The organism is Bradyrhizobium sp. USDA 4454, assembly GCF_054822705.1.
Genome location: NZ_JBTRCN010000001.1, coordinates 2,374,369 through 2,389,402 on the forward strand (window position 1 = coordinate 2,374,369; position 15,034 = coordinate 2,389,402).

The window sequence follows — 15,034 nt, forward strand, 5'->3', positions numbered from 1 at the left end:
CATGCCCGGACCCTTGCAAGGACTTAAGGTCGTCGACTTCTCGCGTGTTCTGGCGGGGCCGCTGTGTGCGCGCACGCTGGCTGACCTTGGCGCGGACGTGATCAAGATTGAGCCGCCGCGTCCGGACGTGTCTCGTGCGGCCTTTCCGTTTAAGGACGGTATGTCGGGCTACTATGCCCAACAGAACATCGGCAAACGCAATCTCAGCATCGATCTCAACGTGCCCGGGGCGGTCGATATCGTCCGAAAGCTGTGCGACGAAGCCGACATTGTGGTCGAGAACTTTCGCGCTGAAACGCTGCGATTCTTTGGACTCGACTACAACGAGCTGTCAAAAACCAATCAGCGGCTCATCTATGTCTCGATCACCGGCTATGGGCAAGGTGGACCCTGGAAGTCTCGTATGGCCTACGCGCCAACGGTCCAAGCCGAGTCCGGCTTTACGCAAAATACCCAGCGGCACTTCGGAGGCGATCTTGGGCGCACGCTTGCCGATCCATTGTCCCACGCTGACGTGTATGCCGGGATGCAGGGTGTGATCGCCGTTCTGGCGGCGCTGCAGCATCGGGAGCGGACAGGCCGGGGACAGTCCATCGATATTGCCATGGCGGCGGTGCTGTTGGCGGTAAATGAGCGGGCGCATGTCGACCTCGTCGAGGCCGACACGGGGGCAGAGCCAGCTGTTCTGGGAGCCACCGACGGGCCGCAGTTTGTCGGACCCACCGGTCAACGTTTTGTTGCGGCTCAAAGCATCGTCGGGAGCATGACATTCCCGAACTATCTACGCGCCATGCGTCGCCCCGATCTGGCGCAAGACGAACGCTTTTGTACGGCTGAGCGACGCCGGGCAAATTATGACGCTCTACACGCCATCATCCAGTCTTGGATCAATGGATTTCCGGATCTCGAGTCTCTGGATGCACAGCTCGACGAGGCCAAGATCGCGGTCGGTGTCGTTCGCTCCCTGAAGGAGCTCTCTGAAACCGAATGGGCCCAGTACTGGGGAGCGATCCGCGAGGTCCCGGATCGGGCGGGCGGAGTGTACCGCTTGCCAGGACATCCCTGGCATTTCTCCGAGAGCGTCCCGGACGAAACGTCACCGCCTGCTTTCCAGGGCGAGCACAACGCGGACATTCTCAGTCAGCTAGGATTTACGCGAGAGCAGATCGATCAATGCGTCGCGGCGAACATGCTCGTGGCCGGTGGTCAAAGGCAGTGACCACGGCTAGCAAGAGAGGTGGATGAGACGGCCGACGGAGGCCCAAATCGAGTAAATATCCGTACCGTATCCGAGCTTTGCCTTTGGCGTCTCAAAGCACTTCGGTCTGATCGGGTCAAAGCCCAGTGACGGTTTGCGACGTCGAACTGCACCATGTCAGTCGCCGGCGTCGCGAACTTCGCGCAACGGTTAGGTTCGGTCGTCACCTTAGCCGCATGCCAATCAGGACCGGTGCCCTTTCGGAGAGGCCTTGGTCGAAGAAATCATTCGCTCGTCTTGGGAGCGCAAAGCGAGCTCGGGCTTCGTCTCAAGTTTCGTCCGTTCGACCGGTTTGGGTAGTTGGGTTAGCACCGCGTTGAGGTGAGTGGGGCCAGCCGTAACAGCACCAAGGAATGCCGCGATCGCGAAGTCTATCATCGGCTCGACCGATATCGGCCTATCGGCGCGTGGAACGCGGTCCGAGATGGTCAGCGTTGCGAGACCATGCTCCATGCTCCACGCGGCATGGGCTATCAGGTTAAGTTGATCTGGCTTCCAGCCATTTTCAATCGCTAGCACTTCGATTGCCTCCGCGAATAGCTGGAACGATTTGCTCGCCTCCGCGGAGAGCTCCGGATGAGCGGTGCGCGACACGATCCGTGGACCGATCATAAGTCCGAACAGTCCTTTGTGGCGCCTGGCGAATTCGACATAGACGCGCATCATCCGATACGCCTTCGACATCACATCGTCGCCTGAGCCTTGGATGCCGACGCGCAGCGCCGCCAGTTCCCTGAAACCGCCAGCTGCAATCGCAGCAAGGAGGGCGTCTATTCCGGCAAAATGGCGCGACGGTGCAGCCTCTGAGACGCCAACGACCCTTGCGAGATACCGCAGGCTAAGGTCTTGAGGGCTGACATCCTGGAGCGCTCGCCGGCCCGCGGCAATGAGAGCGTTGCGCAAATCGCCATGGTGATAGTCATTCGTTCGGGGAATAGAGCGTTTTGAGCGCATCTCTGGTTCGGACAGTTGATTTGCCGGCAAATATAACTCTCGACAGGAAAGCGAGGCAACGGCTTACCTCGCTGTTCCAGAACGGAGCGGACGCATGAGGCATGGGGCGACAGGACAGCGGACACGCGGCGCCACTACCGCCGTCTCGAGCCTGCTCGCATGCTGTTGAAGAAGCTCGCGGCATCGATACGCATTGGCAATAGAGCACTTCGGGTTCGGCTTTGACAGCAGTGACCCAAGCTGTTAGTTCTATTTCGAAACTGACTAAGGTCGACGCTTATGGTAGAGACTAGAATTGTCGCTGAACTCTCAGGCCGAATTGTCAGCATGGGCGTTGGTGTTGGCGACAAGGTCGAGGCCGGGCAGGAAGTCGCGGTGGTCGAAGCCATGAAGATGGAAATCCCGTTGACCAGCCCTGTCAGTGGGGTCGTTGTCGGCGCGTTCTGCCAGCCGGATGTGATGGTTTCCGAGGGCGATCCGGTCCTTTCAATCGAAATTGCCTCGGAGGAAGGCTCCCATGACGCGTGATGTGCCATGGCAGGAGAGGGCGGCAGAAATCGATGAACGGCGCCGCCTTGCCAAGCTGCAGGGTGGAGAGGAAGCGGTTCGCAGGCAGCATGACAGGGGCAAGCTCACAATTCGGGAGCGCGTCCTCGGTGTTGTCGACCCCGGCTCCTTTAGCGAAGTTGGCCCGATCGCAGGAGCCGGCGAAGTCGACGAGAAGGGCAAGCTCGTTTTCACACCGGCGAACTTTGTGCTCGGCGTCGGGCGCATCAACAATCGTCACTGCGTCGTTGGCGGTGAAGACTTTACGATGGGGGCAGGATCGCCAAATCCGGCCGGCCTACGCAAGAGCATCTACACTGAGGAGCTGGCCCTGCACTATCGGCTGCCGTTGGTGAGGCTGCATGAAGGCTCCGGTGCCAGCATCACAGGCAGCGGGGGAAAGAACGCGCGCACGCTTCCAGAGCCTGTTTACGCTGCGAACCGATTTGAATCGATCGCCCGCTGTCTCGGCACGGTGCCGGTCGTCAGTGCCGCAGTCGGCGCCGTCGCCGGTCTCCCGGCTGGCCGACTTGCTGGCTCGCACTATACTCTGATGACACGTTCATCGCAGATCATGTCCGGCGGTCCGGCGTTGGTGGAGCGCGCACTTGGAATCAAACTCACCAAGGAAGAACTCGGTGGGCCGGATGTCCACGCACGCAGCGGACTCGTCGACGATATCGTCGAGGACGAGCAGGCCGCCTTCGATACCATTCGTAGATTTCTCTCATACTTGCCCCAAAATGTCTGGGAGTTGGCGCCGAAGCTGCCGTCGCAGGAGCCATCCGCAAAAGCGAGCGAAGGTCTCGAGAGCATCGTCCCTGCTAACCGCCGTCGCACCTACGATGTACGAAAAATCATCGAGGGGATATTCGATCATCTGTCGTTCTTTGAAATGGGCCGCCGTTTCGGCCCCGGGCAGGTCACCGGATTTGCTCGGTTGGCGGGCCAGTCCGTCGGCGTTTTTGCTAACGACGCGCGTCAAAACGCGGGGTCGCTGACGGCAGCAGGCGCACAGAAGCTTCGGCGTTTCGTCGACCTGTGCCAGCTTTTTCATCTGCCGGTCGTTACACTCGTCGACGAGCCTGGCTTCATGATTGGCCCCGAGGCGGAAGCCGCAGCAACGATTCGGTATGGCGCCGCAGCGCTTGCGGCCGTCGCTCTGTCTACCGTCCCTTGGGCGTCGGTAGTGATCCGCAAAGCGATGGGCCTTGGGGCTTATGCGCACCGGCCATCCGGAACATATCAGTTGTCCTGGCCATCGGCAGAAAGCGGCGCCCTACCCGTTGAGGGCGGTGTAGCGATTGCATTCAAACGCGAGATCGAGTCGGCGCCCGACGCCGCGGCTAAGCGGGCTGAACTGGAGGATCAATTCGCCTCCCTGCAATCTCCGTTTCGGCAGGCGGAAGCGTTTTCCGTGCACGACATCATCCATCCACGCGAGACACGTGCCCGTCTGATTGAATGGCTCGGGATTGCGTCGTCAAAGCTCGCTGCGGAGCTGGGGCCACCTCGCTTTAGCTATCGGCCTTAAGAGTTTTTGGAAGTTAGGCTGACCTGCGTCAGGTGCCGGAGAATGTAGGCTTGCGCTTCTCTACAAACGCGCGAACAGCTTCTCTGTGATCATTCGTCCGCGCCGCCAGTACCATGTTCTCCGCTTCGTGGTCCATTGAGCTCAGGAAGTCCGAGTTCATAGCGTAGTCGAGATTATCCTTCATCCGGCCAAAGGCGGATGTTGGACCATGAGCGAGCTGTCGAGCAAGCTCATGAGCTGCCTTGCGAAGTTCACCGTCTGCCACCACCATGTTGAAGAGACCGAGGGTCTCGCATCGTTTTGCGTCGAGCCGTTCCGACAAGAACATCAGTTCGCGCGCACGTGCCGGCCCCACAAGGCGGGTCAGGAGCCAGGCAATACCATAGTCTCCCGTGAGCCCGATGCGGGCATACCCTGTCGACATGATGGCCGACCCTGCCGCGATCCGGATATCGCAAGCGAGAGCAATAGCCATACCTGCGCCGGCCGCGGGTCCGGGGAGAGCCGCAATCGTCGGCTTGCGTACGGCGATGAGCGCGCCAGTCAGTGTGCGCTGCCGAACTCGAAGATTAGCGACGCGATCTTCGAAGGAGACATCCGCTTTTGGCGCGCTGTTGCCCATGCCCTTCACGTCACCACCGGAACAAAATGCGGTGCCGGCACCGGTGATCAGGATGGATCCGACGGTGTCGTCATCACCGCACTCCTTGATCATGCGGCGCAGAGCCGGCGTCAGCTGATCGGATAACGAGTTCCGGGCGGCTGGACGATTTAGGGTGATGACCGCCACTCGATCATCGATTCCGCACAGCAGTTCGTCCGTTCCGGTGTCAATTGATCGCATCGCCGCCATTCCGCAACTGGTGACATGACGACCATCATGCAGAAAGGTTGCCCGAGGCGTCAAGCCCACGGCCTTCCGCAAACGGCAAACGTCGCGATCGAGCCGCAAGCCGTCATGCCGCCCGCCAAGGTTTCAAGCTCGATCGCACGAAACGGACTGACGCTCGAGCGTCGCAGCGACCTCCTCAATCCACCGCTTGATCGATTTGATGCGAGCCGTCGTCGCGTCCTCAGCTCGATAGACAAGGTGAAAATCGGGTGCTTCCGGCAACGTCCGCGGTTTGACGAGCATTTTCAGGCGCTTGGAAGACACAAGGGGCGCAACCAGCGGCAGCGGCGCCAGTACGGCACCCACGCCGGACTCCGCCATTTGAAGTGCCGCGAGTAGGCTATCGCTGGACAGAACAAGGTCAGGTACGCCGATTGAAGGATCGACCCGTCTAAACCAGTGTGTCCAGAGCCCGGGAATATTGTTGAGCTCGATTAACGGCAATCTAGCGATATCGTGTTCCGTTTTGATCGGCCCGTGCCGATCACAGAGCTCGGGGTGAGCCAATGGAGCGAGCCTAGAGCGGAATATGCGGTGGCCGCTCAATTGGCGATCTGAGGGAGGACCTACTTGGATTGCGGCATCGATGCTCTCGGCACCGAAATCGACGTTTGTATTTCGAGCTTCTAGCCGTACATCAAGAGAGCCGTTCATGCTCTTCAGCTTCTCAATGTGCGGCAGAGCCGCAAAGGCAGCGAAACTGGGCGATGCGCTCACACGCACAATGTCGCTCCCGCTCTTGCCAAGCAGTCCTTCCCCGGCACGGCTCATTTCCGAAAATGCTTTCTGTATGGAGGCGCCGTACGCCTCGCCGTCTTTCGTCAATAGCAGCTTGTTTCCGACGCGAAGAAACAGCTTGCGCCGAAAGTGCGTTTCCAGCGCGTGAATCTGGTGACTGATCGCCGATTGTGTGAGGCGCAAATCCTCTGCGGCAGCCTTGAAGGTGCCGAGCCGGACAGCGGCTTCAAAGGCGCGAAGCGTGGAAAGTGGTGGCAGCGATGATCGAAGGCGTTGCATGTGAATTCTGTTCAGCTGGCCTCAATGGAATTCAATTGCCGCGTCTTGGACGCCTCTTCATGCTCGCATCAAAGATCGAAACAAGCAACGCAGCCGATCGCAAGATATCAGGCAGACCATGCAGTTGCATGAAGGGAGGATGGCACCAAGTTGATGCCGCAGGCCGTCTGCGGTCGCAAAATCATCGTCGTGAAACGATCGTGAGTGTTCTATCCGGCAGGCGCCAACGCTAACCGAGCGAGCGCGCGCGAAAATCCTTTCAGGTAAATCACCACCAGCACTCAAGGGAGCAAAAGATGAACGTGATTCAGAGGAACGAGGCCGTCACTGCCGATGCAAAGAAAATGTACACGGGGCTGCCGCAGCCACCGGTCTTCGCATCCGTGAGCGAGGAGCGTATCCATCGCAAGCAGCGGTTGGCGGGCGCATTTCGCTTGTTCTCGAAGTTCGGCTTCGACGAGGGTGTCGTCGGGCACATCACGGCGCGCGATCCAGAGTTTACGGATACTTTCTGGGTCAATCCCTTCGGATTGCATTTCAGCCTCATCAAGGTGTCCGATCTCATCAGAGTCGACCACACCGGAAAGGTCGTGGAAGGGGGACGCCCGGTGAACGCCGCCGCCTTTGCGATCCACTCGCGGGTTCATGCTGCTCGGCCGGACTCGGTCGGCGCCGCGCATGCGCATTCCACCTACGGACGCGCGTTTGCGGCGTTGGGCCGCACGCTTGATCCGATCTCGCAGGATGTTTGCGCCTTCTACAATGATCATGCGCTTTACGATGACTACGGCGGCGTCGCGCTCGAACTCGATGAAGGGCAGCGGATCGCGGAATCGCTTGGGTCTCGAAAGGCGGCGATCCTGCAGAATCATGGTTTGCTGACCGTTGGCGCGACCGTGGATGAAGCAGCGTGGTGGTTCATCACCATGGAGCGATCCTGTCAGGTTCAGCTCCTCGCAGAAGCCGCCGCGGCACGGACTGGGCAGCCGCTCAAGATGATCTCGGAACAGGCGGCGGAGCAGGCCTTCGGGATCGTCGGCACGCCGTTCAGTGGCTGGTTCCAATTTCAGTCCTTGTATGCACGGGTCCTGAAAGAGCAGCCAGATTTTCTGGACTGACGAAGACGCAAGGGAGCGGATCATGACCAACCATGCCACCCAACTTACGAGAGCCTCCGTCGCGTTCGACCAATTGCCAGCCGAACACAAGGCGCGCGTGGACCTCGCAGCGTTCTATCGCATCTGCCACATGTTCGGCTGGACGGAACTCATCTACAATCACATCACAGCGCGTGTCGAAGGGCCGGAACGGCGTTTTCTCATCAACCAGTTCGGCCTGATGTACAGCGAGATCACGGCGTCGAACCTCGTCAAAATTGACGTCGACGGTCGGGTCGCTGACGGTAGCAACGCTCGCGTCAACGCGCCTGGTTTCACCATCCATTCGGCGATCCACATGGCACGCGAGGATGCTCATTTCATCGTGCATACGCATACGACCGAAGGTGTGACGGTGGCTTGCTCGCAAGATGGACTATCCCCGCATAATTTCTACGGCGCACAGCTTCACGGCCAGGTCGCCTATCACGATTTCGAAGGCATCTCGATCGATCTTGGTGAGCGCGAGCGGCTGGTAAGCTCGCTCGGAGACAAGAACTACATGATACTGCGTCACCACGGTCTTCTCACATGCGGAGAGACCGCCGCAGCCGCCTTCTTTCGTATGTATCAGTTGCAACGCGCCTGCGAAGTGCAGGTCAACACGATGAGGATGGGGACGGAGCTGCGTCCTTTGGCGGAAAGCGTATTGGCCAAGACCGCTCGACAAGCCCAGTCGGCGGTTGCAAAAGGGTTCGACAAGGCAAGCGGATTTGGTGAGGACACCTACGCCGCGCTCGTCCGGCAACTAGACGAGGCCGGTCATAACTTCCGGGACTGACGGGCAGAACCCGTCGTTCCGTTTGATGCACAAAACATAAATCTAAGCGAAATTGGGGGGTAACGTGAGCGGGGCAATTAACGACTACGCGCGCCTGTCTTCAGGAGCTGCGGATACCGAGCAGGCGACGATCGCGAAGATTTCGTATCGACTGATCCCTATTCTGGTCATCGCGTACTTCTTCTGTGTGCTTGACCGGGTGAATGTCAGCTTTGCGGCGCTGACGATGAATGCCGATCTCTCGTTCTCGCCGCTTGTATACGCCTGGGGTGCGGGCATCTTCTTTTTCGGCTACTTCATTCTGGAGATTCCGAGCAATCTGGCGCTCCATCGGTTCGGAGCGAGGCGCTGGATTGCGCGTATCATGATCCTGTGGGGTATCATCTCCGCCGGCATGGCATTTGTGACCGGGCCAACGAGCTTCTACGTGACCCGGTTTCTGCTCGGACTCGCGGAAGCGGGCTTTTTTCCTGGAATTATTCTCTACCTCACTTACTGGTTCCCGGCTGAATATCGGGCAAGGGTGATGTCGTCCTTCATCCTTGGTGCGCCGCTCTCGGCGGCCATCGGCGGTCCACTCTGCGGCTTGCTGCTCGAACTGAATGGCTTCCTGGGCCTCAAGGGCTGGCAATGGCTCTTCATCACGGAAGGTATCCCCTCCGTTGCCATCGGGATCGTGTCATTGCTCTATCTCGACGATCGACCGGCAGACGCAGGATGGCTCTCGCCGCAGCAAAAGGCTTGGCTCGAGGGGCGGCTGGCAAATGAGCGTGCGTCGGTCGAAACCACTCACAAATACTCTTTGGGTCAGGCGCTTCGCTCGCCCCGAGTCATCGCATTGGGGTTGGTTTATTTCGGCCTCCTGGCCGGGCTTTATGGTGTCCAGTTCTGGCTACCGCAGATCGTCAAGGGCTTTGGCCTTTCCAACCTGCAGACCGGCTTTGTGACCGCGTTGCCGTTCGCCTTCGGTGGACTTGCGATGATCTTCTGGGGAGCGAGGTCTGACCGCAAGCGTGAACGGATTTGGCACATCGTCCTGGCACTTCTCGTTTCAGCGGGAGGTTTGGCCGTATCGGCCTATGGCGGCAGCCTTGTCGTCACGATGTTTGCTCTCATCGTCGCGTCGATGGCGGGATTTGCAGCGTTTGGCCTTTTCTGGACGCTCCCCTCAGCGCTGCTGACCGGAGCGGCTGCCGCAGGAGGGCTTGCGCTCATCAATTCCATCGGAAGCCTGGCCGGATTTGGCGGACCTTACCTGATTGGTTGGATCAAGGAAGGGACCGGGAGTGCAGTCGCAGGATTGCTGTTCTTGTCCGTGCTGCCTCTGTTGGCTGCAGCCATCGTGACTGTCCTGAAACACGATGGGAAGGCCGAGTTTGGCTCACGTTAGTGCCTGCAAAGATGGCATTCGCGCCGGTAAGTTCAAAAAAAGAATGTAAATTTACGGGCCACGATTCCTGCAGGAAAGGTCGTCACTGAGTTTAGAAATGAGCGTGAACATAGGGAAAGTGACGATTTTGGCCAACCAAAAGTAAGACTTTACGGGCTATGGATAACTTGACAAGTTCAAAAATAGAACTGTAGGTTTCATGCCAACGCCAGGGGCGGTGCCACCAGATCACAAGGCGGAGGAAACTCGATGCTCAGGACATTTGCTGCTGCATGTGCGCTCACTGTTGCGTTGGTGACATCGTCGCTTGCTGCCGAAACCCCGGGCGTAACAGCGAAGGAAATCAGGGTTGGTGGCATATTCCCGTTCAGCGGGCCCGCGTCGGCGATCGGCCTGGTCGGACGGGGTATCCTGGCCTACGTGCAATCAGTCAATGATCGCGGCGGAATCAGCGGGCGGAAGATCAATTACATCGCGTATGACGATGCCTACAGCCCGCCAAAGGCGGTCGAGCACGCGCGCAAGCTTGTCGAGAGCGACGAAGTAGCATTCATGTTCAGCCAGCTTGGGACGCCGGGGAATACGGCGACCGCCAAGTACCTCAAGAGCAAGGGGGTGCCGGCTATCGGTATTGTTTCGGGCTCGAGCAAGTTTACGGAAGTCGCAAACTTTCCGCTGACGACCACAAGTCTCGTGAGCTTCGAAACCGAAGGCAAGATCTACGCGAAGTATCTGACCAAAGCGCTTCCCGATGCAAAATACGCGATTCTCTTCCAGAATGACGATCTCGGAAAAGATTACGTGAATGCCTTCAGGCAGTTCATGGGAAGCGATTTCGACAAGAAAGTCATTGCGGTCTCCTACGAGATTTCCGAACCGACCGTGGACTCGCAGATTGTCAGCCTCAAGAGCTCAGGCGCTGGCGCTCTTCTGGTTGCCGGGACGCCGAAATTTGCCGCCCAGGCGATACGGAAAGCTCATGAGATCAATTGGAAGCCGCTAATAGTTCTGAACTATCCTTCGAGTTCGGTCGGTGCTTCGCTGAAGCCGGCTGGCCTTGACGTCTCGACCGGCGTTGTCGTCGGGACAGTCACCAAGGACCCCGTAGATGCGCGATGGGCGACTGACGAGGGCATGAAGAACTATCTCGCGTTCATCGAAAAATACATGCCTGGTGTTGACATCACCGAGAACAACTACCTGTTTGGTTACACGCAGGGCATGCTGCTCGAGAAGCTTATCCGGCAGTGCGGAGATGACCTGTCCCGAGAAAACATCATCAAGCAGGCGAAGCATTTCCGGGACGTAGAGCTGCCGACTATTTTGCCCGGTATCAAGATCAACACCTCCGAAGCGGTCAACATGAACTATACCCAGTTGCGTCTGCAGCGTTGGACTGGAACGGAGTGGGATCTGTTCAGCGAACCATTGGATGCGTCTTCTGATTAGTTGAGCTCCACGAGCAAGCCGAAGGAGGGATATCGTGAAAGGTTTGATGCAGAATCAGCCGCTTCTCATTTCCTCACTACTGAAATTTGCTGATCGGTATCACGCGGATACGGAGATCGTTTCGCGAACGGTGGAGGGACCCATCCACCGTTACGGCTACGGTGAAGCGGCGCGGCGGACAAGGAAGCTCGCTGACGCGCTACGGCGCCATGGCGTTTGCCCGGGCGACCGCGTAGCCACTCTGGCGTGGAACACGTTTCGTCATTTCGAGCTGGAGCACGGTGTCACCGGCCTTGGTTCAGTGTGGCATGCAATCAATCCGCGGCTTGCTCCGGCGCAGATCTCCTACATTGTCAATCATGCGGCGGATAAGGTCTTGTTCCTGGATGCCAGCTTCCTGCCATTGGTCGAGACGATTGCGCCGGGGCTGCCGACCCTCGATGCTGTCGTGTTGATGGTCGCACGCGCGGACATGCCGAAGACGTCGACGCTGCCGTCCCTGCTTTGTTATGAGGATTTCATCGACGCTGGCCAGGAGGAGCTTGAGTGGCCGGTGTTCGATGAATTGTCCGCCTCATCGCTGTTCTATACATCGGGAACGACGGGCAATCCGAAGGGGGTGTTATACTCGCACCGTTCTGACATCCTACATTGCCTGTCCATTACCGGCGCGTATTCGATGGGCTTTACCGCGCGCGATACCATTCTGCCGATGACCCCAATGTTTCATGCGAATGGAGCGTGGGGGTTCACGCATGCGGCCCCTATGGTCGGCGCCAAGCTGGTGTTGCCGGGCCCCAAGATGGACGGCAGCTCCATTGCCGAATTGATCGATCGTGAGGAAGTCACGGTTACAGCTGGTGTGCCGACACACTATGCGAATTTGCTACGTCACTATGAAGCGACGGGAACGCAACCGCCTGCGCTGAAGAGGATCGTTGTCGCGGGGTCTGCGCCGGCGCCGAGCCTGATCGAGGGCTTCGAACGGATGGGCGTTTCGGTCCATCACATCTGGGGTATGACCGAAACCAGCCCGAGCGGTACGACTTCGCAGCCCTCACGGTTCGTGGCAACTCTTGACGCTGATCGCCAACGCGAACGCAAGGCATCGCAAGGCTACCCAATCTATGGGATCGACGTGAAGATCGCCGATGAGGACGGGCGTGAAAAGGAAAGGGATGGGAACTCGGGCGGCCGCTTCATGGTTCGCGGACCCTGGGTCATTTCCGGCTATTTCAGAGATGACAAGACTATACTCCAGGACGGGTGGTTCGACACTGGCGATCTTGCAGTTATGAGCGGCGACAACAATATCCGGCTGACCGATCGCGCCAAGGACGTCATTAAGTCTGGAGGCGAATGGATCAGCTCGATCGACATCGAGAACATTGTTGCCGGTTGTCCCGGAGTCTCCGAGGCGGCTGTTATCGGCATTCCCCATCCGAAATGGGAGGAGCGGCCTCTGCTTGTCGTTGTGCCGAAGCCGGGCGCCGATCTTTCCTGGAACACATTGGCGGGATTTCTCGAAGGCAGAATAGCCAAATGGTGGATACCTGATGACGTCGTGTTCACCGAGTCTCTGAGCTACGGTGCCACGGGGAAGATTCAGAAAACGGAACTGCGAAGGCGCTACGCTACGCATTATACATCGTGACCTGGACAGAGAAGACCTGAAGCGAGAACTCGATCATCGGCCGTCGGCTGAGGACCTTGGGTCGAGGATCCGCAAGGTCCTCGTCGTGGTCCTTCTACGAAGGGGTCAATTGAACATTGGAAGTGCACGCATGAGAATACTCGTAATCGGGGCAGGCGCGCTTGGTGGCTATTTTGGGGCGCGATTGCTCGAGGCTGGGCGGGATGTGGCGTTTCTCGTTCGTCCACCACGCGCCATAAAGCTTCAAGCCGGCTTGCTGGTTGAGAGCGTGGTCGGCGGCATCACGATCCCGGACCCGCCTACGATCACGGCAGATCGGCTCAATCAGCCGTATGACCTGATACTGCTAAGCTGCAAAGCCTATGATCTTCAAGACGCCATGGATGCAATGGCGCCCGCCGTACACGATCGCACGCTGATCCTACCCGTGCTCAACGGCATGTCGCACATGGATGCGCTGAATGCGCGCTTTGAAAGATCCAAGATACTGGGCGGATGGTGCGCCATCTCGGCAACCATGAATGACCAAGGGAAGATACAGCACTTGCAGCCATTTCACACGATTTCCTTCGGCGAACAGGAAGGTGGGAAATCCGTGCGAACGGAGGCAGTGAAGGAGGCTCTCACCGGCGCGAAGTTTGACGTCTCTTACGTTGATAACATCGTTCAAGAGATGTGGGAGAAATGGATCTTCATTGCCGCGGCGGCTGGCGCGACAAGTCTCATGCGCGGCTCTGTTGGTGACATTGTGGCGGCCAACTCCGTCGATCTCACCGTTGCCCTCTTTGACGAATGTGTCGCGATCGCGACTTCGTGCGGCTTTGCGCCGAGCAAGCCGGCCGTGGATCGGTACTTGTCCATTTTGACTGCTCCCAATTCACCCTTCACTGCGTCTATGCTGCGCGATATCGAGGCCGGGCAGCCAATTGAAGCGGATCATATCGTCGGAGATTTGTTGAAGAAAGCACGCGATACCGGAAGCTCGCCCACGCTACTGTCTGTGGCGTATTCGCATCTGAAGACGTATGAAAGCCGCCGATCGCGTGACAGGTTCGTTTCGTAATCAGCATGACTGGCGAGAATCGGCTGAATGAAGCGTTGGAGGAAGAGCCTGAACGGCCAAAGGGGCACTTCGTCCGAGCTTCTAAGATCGGTACAATCACATCGATGGAGGTATGGCATCGGTTAGCCAAGAGCCGGCGTCGCTGGACTCAGCTTGTCGAGCGGCGTCTGAGGCGGTCAGCGCTTCCTGCGCTGATCTGGCATGATGTACTGCTTGCCCTCGCAACCACACCAGGCGGAGAATTGACGTCGACGGAAATTCAGCGCCGACTGTCCATTCCTCAATACAAACTATGGCGATTGATCGAGTGTCTGGTTGAAGGGGAGCATGTCGTGTGCCGTCGCGGCCAAGCACGAGGCAAGCCGACTTGGCTAGCGATCACTCAGCGCGGCCGATCCCTGCAAGAGCGCATGGCGGAGTCGTCCCTGGCCACTATCGAAGCGGATACCGCAGGCAAGTTGTCGGAGGCCGAGGTTGCCGAATTCACCCAGTTGCTTGCGCAGCTGTTGGGGCAACGAATTACGAGTGACGAGCTGACACAATCTTCGGTCGACAGGACCATAGAACGGCCTGGCTTCAGCGAGTCAGCCGGCTGATACGCCGGCTTGTCGGGGGGGCGAGTCAGGGAAGGGTTATGTCCGTTGCGATTAGTTCAGGCGACCTTCGTTTTTGCCGCGGATTTCTCGGCATGGGTTGCCGCGTGCCGCTGACGCGAAGGATCCGCTCCTGGGCCGGGACGGGTAACAACTTCCTTGGCGTCGAGCGGCTCGCCGCATTCGGAGCATACCATCACGGGGTTGAACAGTTTCCCGCACTTGCGGTGTTCATGCAGCAACGGACGGCCACGCTCATCGACCATATGGGTGTCGCCCCAATGGACGATCGCCATCATGATCGGATAAAGGTCGAGTCCTTTCTGGGTCAGGATATATTCATGGCGCTTCGGCGATTCCTGGTAGGGGATGCGTCGCAGAATTCCGGTGCGGACAAGCTTCTTCAGACGCTCAGCGAGCAAATGCCGGGTAATGCCGAGCGCAGATTGAAACCCTTCAAAGCGTCGCGTTCTTAGAAAGCACTCGCGCAATATCAGCAGCGTCCAGCGATCGCCGATAACGCCAATCGTCCGGGCAACCGAACAGGGCTCCTCTTCAAGGGCGTCCCATTTCATTCCAGTCTCCAAATCGCCGCAGGTCCGCATCGAGGGCGTTGTGACGCCATTCTAAATAGGCACTAACGCTGACACAACCACCTTGCCAGTAAAAGAGGTCGAAAATTCGCTAGCCCGCTGGCCAGTTCCGAATTGACAGTTCAATTTTGGAACTATAGTCAAGAGACCGGT

At 58.3% G+C, this 15,034-nt stretch carries 14 protein-coding genes; 10 read left to right on the top strand and 4 right to left on the bottom strand.

The window, feature by feature from the left end; all coding sequences use genetic code 11:
- Position 1: 1 nt before the first annotated feature.
- Positions 2–1,219 (top strand): CaiB/BaiF CoA transferase family protein, encoded by a 1,218-nt coding sequence (locus ACVIW0_RS10735; protein WP_461352294.1) that lies wholly within the window; start codon positions 2–4, stop codon positions 1,217–1,219.
- A 222-nt stretch (positions 1,220–1,441) separates the two neighbouring features.
- On the opposite strand, the gene ACVIW0_RS10740 is transcribed toward ACVIW0_RS10735, so the two are convergent.
- On the bottom strand, positions 1,442–2,242 hold the full coding sequence (locus ACVIW0_RS10740) for a TetR/AcrR family transcriptional regulator (protein WP_461352295.1): 801 nt from the start codon (positions 2,240–2,242) through the stop codon (positions 1,442–1,444).
- 249 nt (positions 2,243–2,491) lie between these two features.
- On the opposite strand from ACVIW0_RS10740, the gene ACVIW0_RS10745 reads away from it, so the two are divergent.
- Together ACVIW0_RS10745 and ACVIW0_RS10750 are read left to right on the top strand one after the other, a co-directional pair.
- Positions 2,492–2,740: an acyl-CoA carboxylase biotin carboxyl carrier protein subunit gene (locus ACVIW0_RS10745; RefSeq protein ID WP_461352296.1), complete on the top strand. Its 249-nt coding sequence runs from the start codon at positions 2,492–2,494 to the stop codon at positions 2,738–2,740.
- Positions 2,730–4,292: an acyl-CoA carboxylase subunit beta gene (locus tag ACVIW0_RS10750; protein WP_461352297.1), complete on the top strand. Its 1,563-nt coding sequence runs from the start codon at positions 2,730–2,732 to the stop codon at positions 4,290–4,292. Before ACVIW0_RS10745 ends, ACVIW0_RS10750 begins: the two co-directional genes overlap by 11 nt.
- Before the next feature lie 28 nt (positions 4,293–4,320).
- On the opposite strand, the gene ACVIW0_RS10755 is transcribed toward ACVIW0_RS10750, so the two are convergent.
- Both ACVIW0_RS10755 and ACVIW0_RS10760 read right to left on the bottom strand, forming a co-directional pair.
- A complete protein-coding gene (locus tag ACVIW0_RS10755; protein WP_461352298.1) occupies positions 4,321–5,145 on the bottom strand; it encodes an enoyl-CoA hydratase-related protein in 825 nt (274 codons plus the stop codon).
- A gap of 123 nt (positions 5,146–5,268) precedes the next feature.
- Positions 5,269–6,201 (bottom strand): LysR substrate-binding domain-containing protein, encoded by a 933-nt coding sequence (locus tag ACVIW0_RS10760; RefSeq protein WP_461352299.1) that lies wholly within the window; start codon positions 6,199–6,201, stop codon positions 5,269–5,271.
- 296 nt (positions 6,202–6,497) lie between these two features.
- Between ACVIW0_RS10760 and ACVIW0_RS10765 the strand changes: the two genes are divergently transcribed.
- From ACVIW0_RS10765 to ACVIW0_RS10795, 7 genes are all read left to right on the top strand, one after another.
- A complete protein-coding gene (locus ACVIW0_RS10765) occupies positions 6,498–7,319 on the top strand; it encodes a class II aldolase/adducin family protein (protein ID WP_461352300.1) in 822 nt (273 codons plus the stop codon).
- 22 nt (positions 7,320–7,341) lie between these two features.
- The gene (locus ACVIW0_RS10770; protein ID WP_461352301.1) at positions 7,342–8,139 is read left to right on the top strand and encodes a class II aldolase/adducin family protein; all 798 of its coding nucleotides are present in this window, start codon (positions 7,342–7,344) and stop codon (positions 8,137–8,139) included.
- 64 nt (positions 8,140–8,203) lie between these two features.
- Positions 8,204–9,529: an MFS transporter gene (locus tag ACVIW0_RS10775; RefSeq protein WP_461352302.1), complete on the top strand. Its 1,326-nt coding sequence runs from the start codon at positions 8,204–8,206 to the stop codon at positions 9,527–9,529.
- 249 nt (positions 9,530–9,778) lie between these two features.
- Positions 9,779–10,978, top strand: coding sequence for an ABC transporter substrate-binding protein (locus tag ACVIW0_RS10780; RefSeq protein WP_461352303.1), 1,200 nt, complete (start codon positions 9,779–9,781; stop codon positions 10,976–10,978).
- 34 nt (positions 10,979–11,012) lie between these two features.
- Entirely contained in the window at positions 11,013–12,632 is a 1,620-nt protein-coding gene (locus ACVIW0_RS10785; protein ID WP_461352304.1) for a long-chain-fatty-acid--CoA ligase, read from the top strand.
- Positions 12,633–12,762: 130 nt separating this feature from the next.
- Positions 12,763–13,695: a 2-dehydropantoate 2-reductase gene (gene panE, locus ACVIW0_RS10790; protein WP_461352305.1), complete on the top strand. Its 933-nt coding sequence runs from the start codon at positions 12,763–12,765 to the stop codon at positions 13,693–13,695.
- A gap of 5 nt (positions 13,696–13,700) precedes the next feature.
- Positions 13,701–14,291, top strand: a complete 591-nt coding sequence (locus ACVIW0_RS10795) for a MarR family winged helix-turn-helix transcriptional regulator (RefSeq protein ID WP_461352306.1) — start codon at positions 13,701–13,703, stop codon at positions 14,289–14,291.
- Between the two features lie 56 nt (positions 14,292–14,347).
- Here the strand turns inward: ACVIW0_RS10795 and ACVIW0_RS10800 are convergent, their stop codons facing one another.
- On the bottom strand, positions 14,348–14,863 hold the full coding sequence (locus ACVIW0_RS10800; protein WP_461352307.1) for a winged helix-turn-helix transcriptional regulator: 516 nt from the start codon (positions 14,861–14,863) through the stop codon (positions 14,348–14,350).
- Positions 14,864–15,034: the final 171 nt, after the last annotated feature.

Excerpts from the sequence above, each read along its gene's own strand:
- ACVIW0_RS10735 (WP_461352294.1), top strand. The coding sequence starts at position 2 with ATGCCCGGACCCTTGCAAGGACTTAAGGTCGTCGACTTCTCGCGTGTT.
- ACVIW0_RS10745 (WP_461352296.1), top strand. The coding sequence starts at position 2,492 with ATGGTAGAGACTAGAATTGTCGCTGAACTCTCAGGCCGAATTGTCAGC.
- ACVIW0_RS10750 (WP_461352297.1), top strand. The coding sequence starts at position 2,730 with ATGACGCGTGATGTGCCATGGCAGGAGAGGGCGGCAGAAATCGATGAA.
- ACVIW0_RS10755 (WP_461352298.1), bottom strand. The coding sequence starts at position 5,145 with ATGGCGGCGATGCGATCAATTGACACCGGAACGGACGAACTGCTGTGC.
- ACVIW0_RS10760 (WP_461352299.1), bottom strand. The coding sequence starts at position 6,201 with ATGCAACGCCTTCGATCATCGCTGCCACCACTTTCCACGCTTCGCGCC.
- ACVIW0_RS10765 (WP_461352300.1), top strand. The coding sequence starts at position 6,498 with ATGAACGTGATTCAGAGGAACGAGGCCGTCACTGCCGATGCAAAGAAA.
- ACVIW0_RS10770 (WP_461352301.1), top strand. The coding sequence starts at position 7,342 with ATGACCAACCATGCCACCCAACTTACGAGAGCCTCCGTCGCGTTCGAC.
- ACVIW0_RS10780 (WP_461352303.1), top strand. The coding sequence starts at position 9,779 with ATGCTCAGGACATTTGCTGCTGCATGTGCGCTCACTGTTGCGTTGGTG.
- panE (WP_461352305.1), top strand. The coding sequence starts at position 12,763 with ATGAGAATACTCGTAATCGGGGCAGGCGCGCTTGGTGGCTATTTTGGG.
- ACVIW0_RS10795 (WP_461352306.1), top strand. The coding sequence starts at position 13,701 with ATGACTGGCGAGAATCGGCTGAATGAAGCGTTGGAGGAAGAGCCTGAA.
- ACVIW0_RS10800 (WP_461352307.1), bottom strand. The coding sequence starts at position 14,863 with ATGAAATGGGACGCCCTTGAAGAGGAGCCCTGTTCGGTTGCCCGGACG.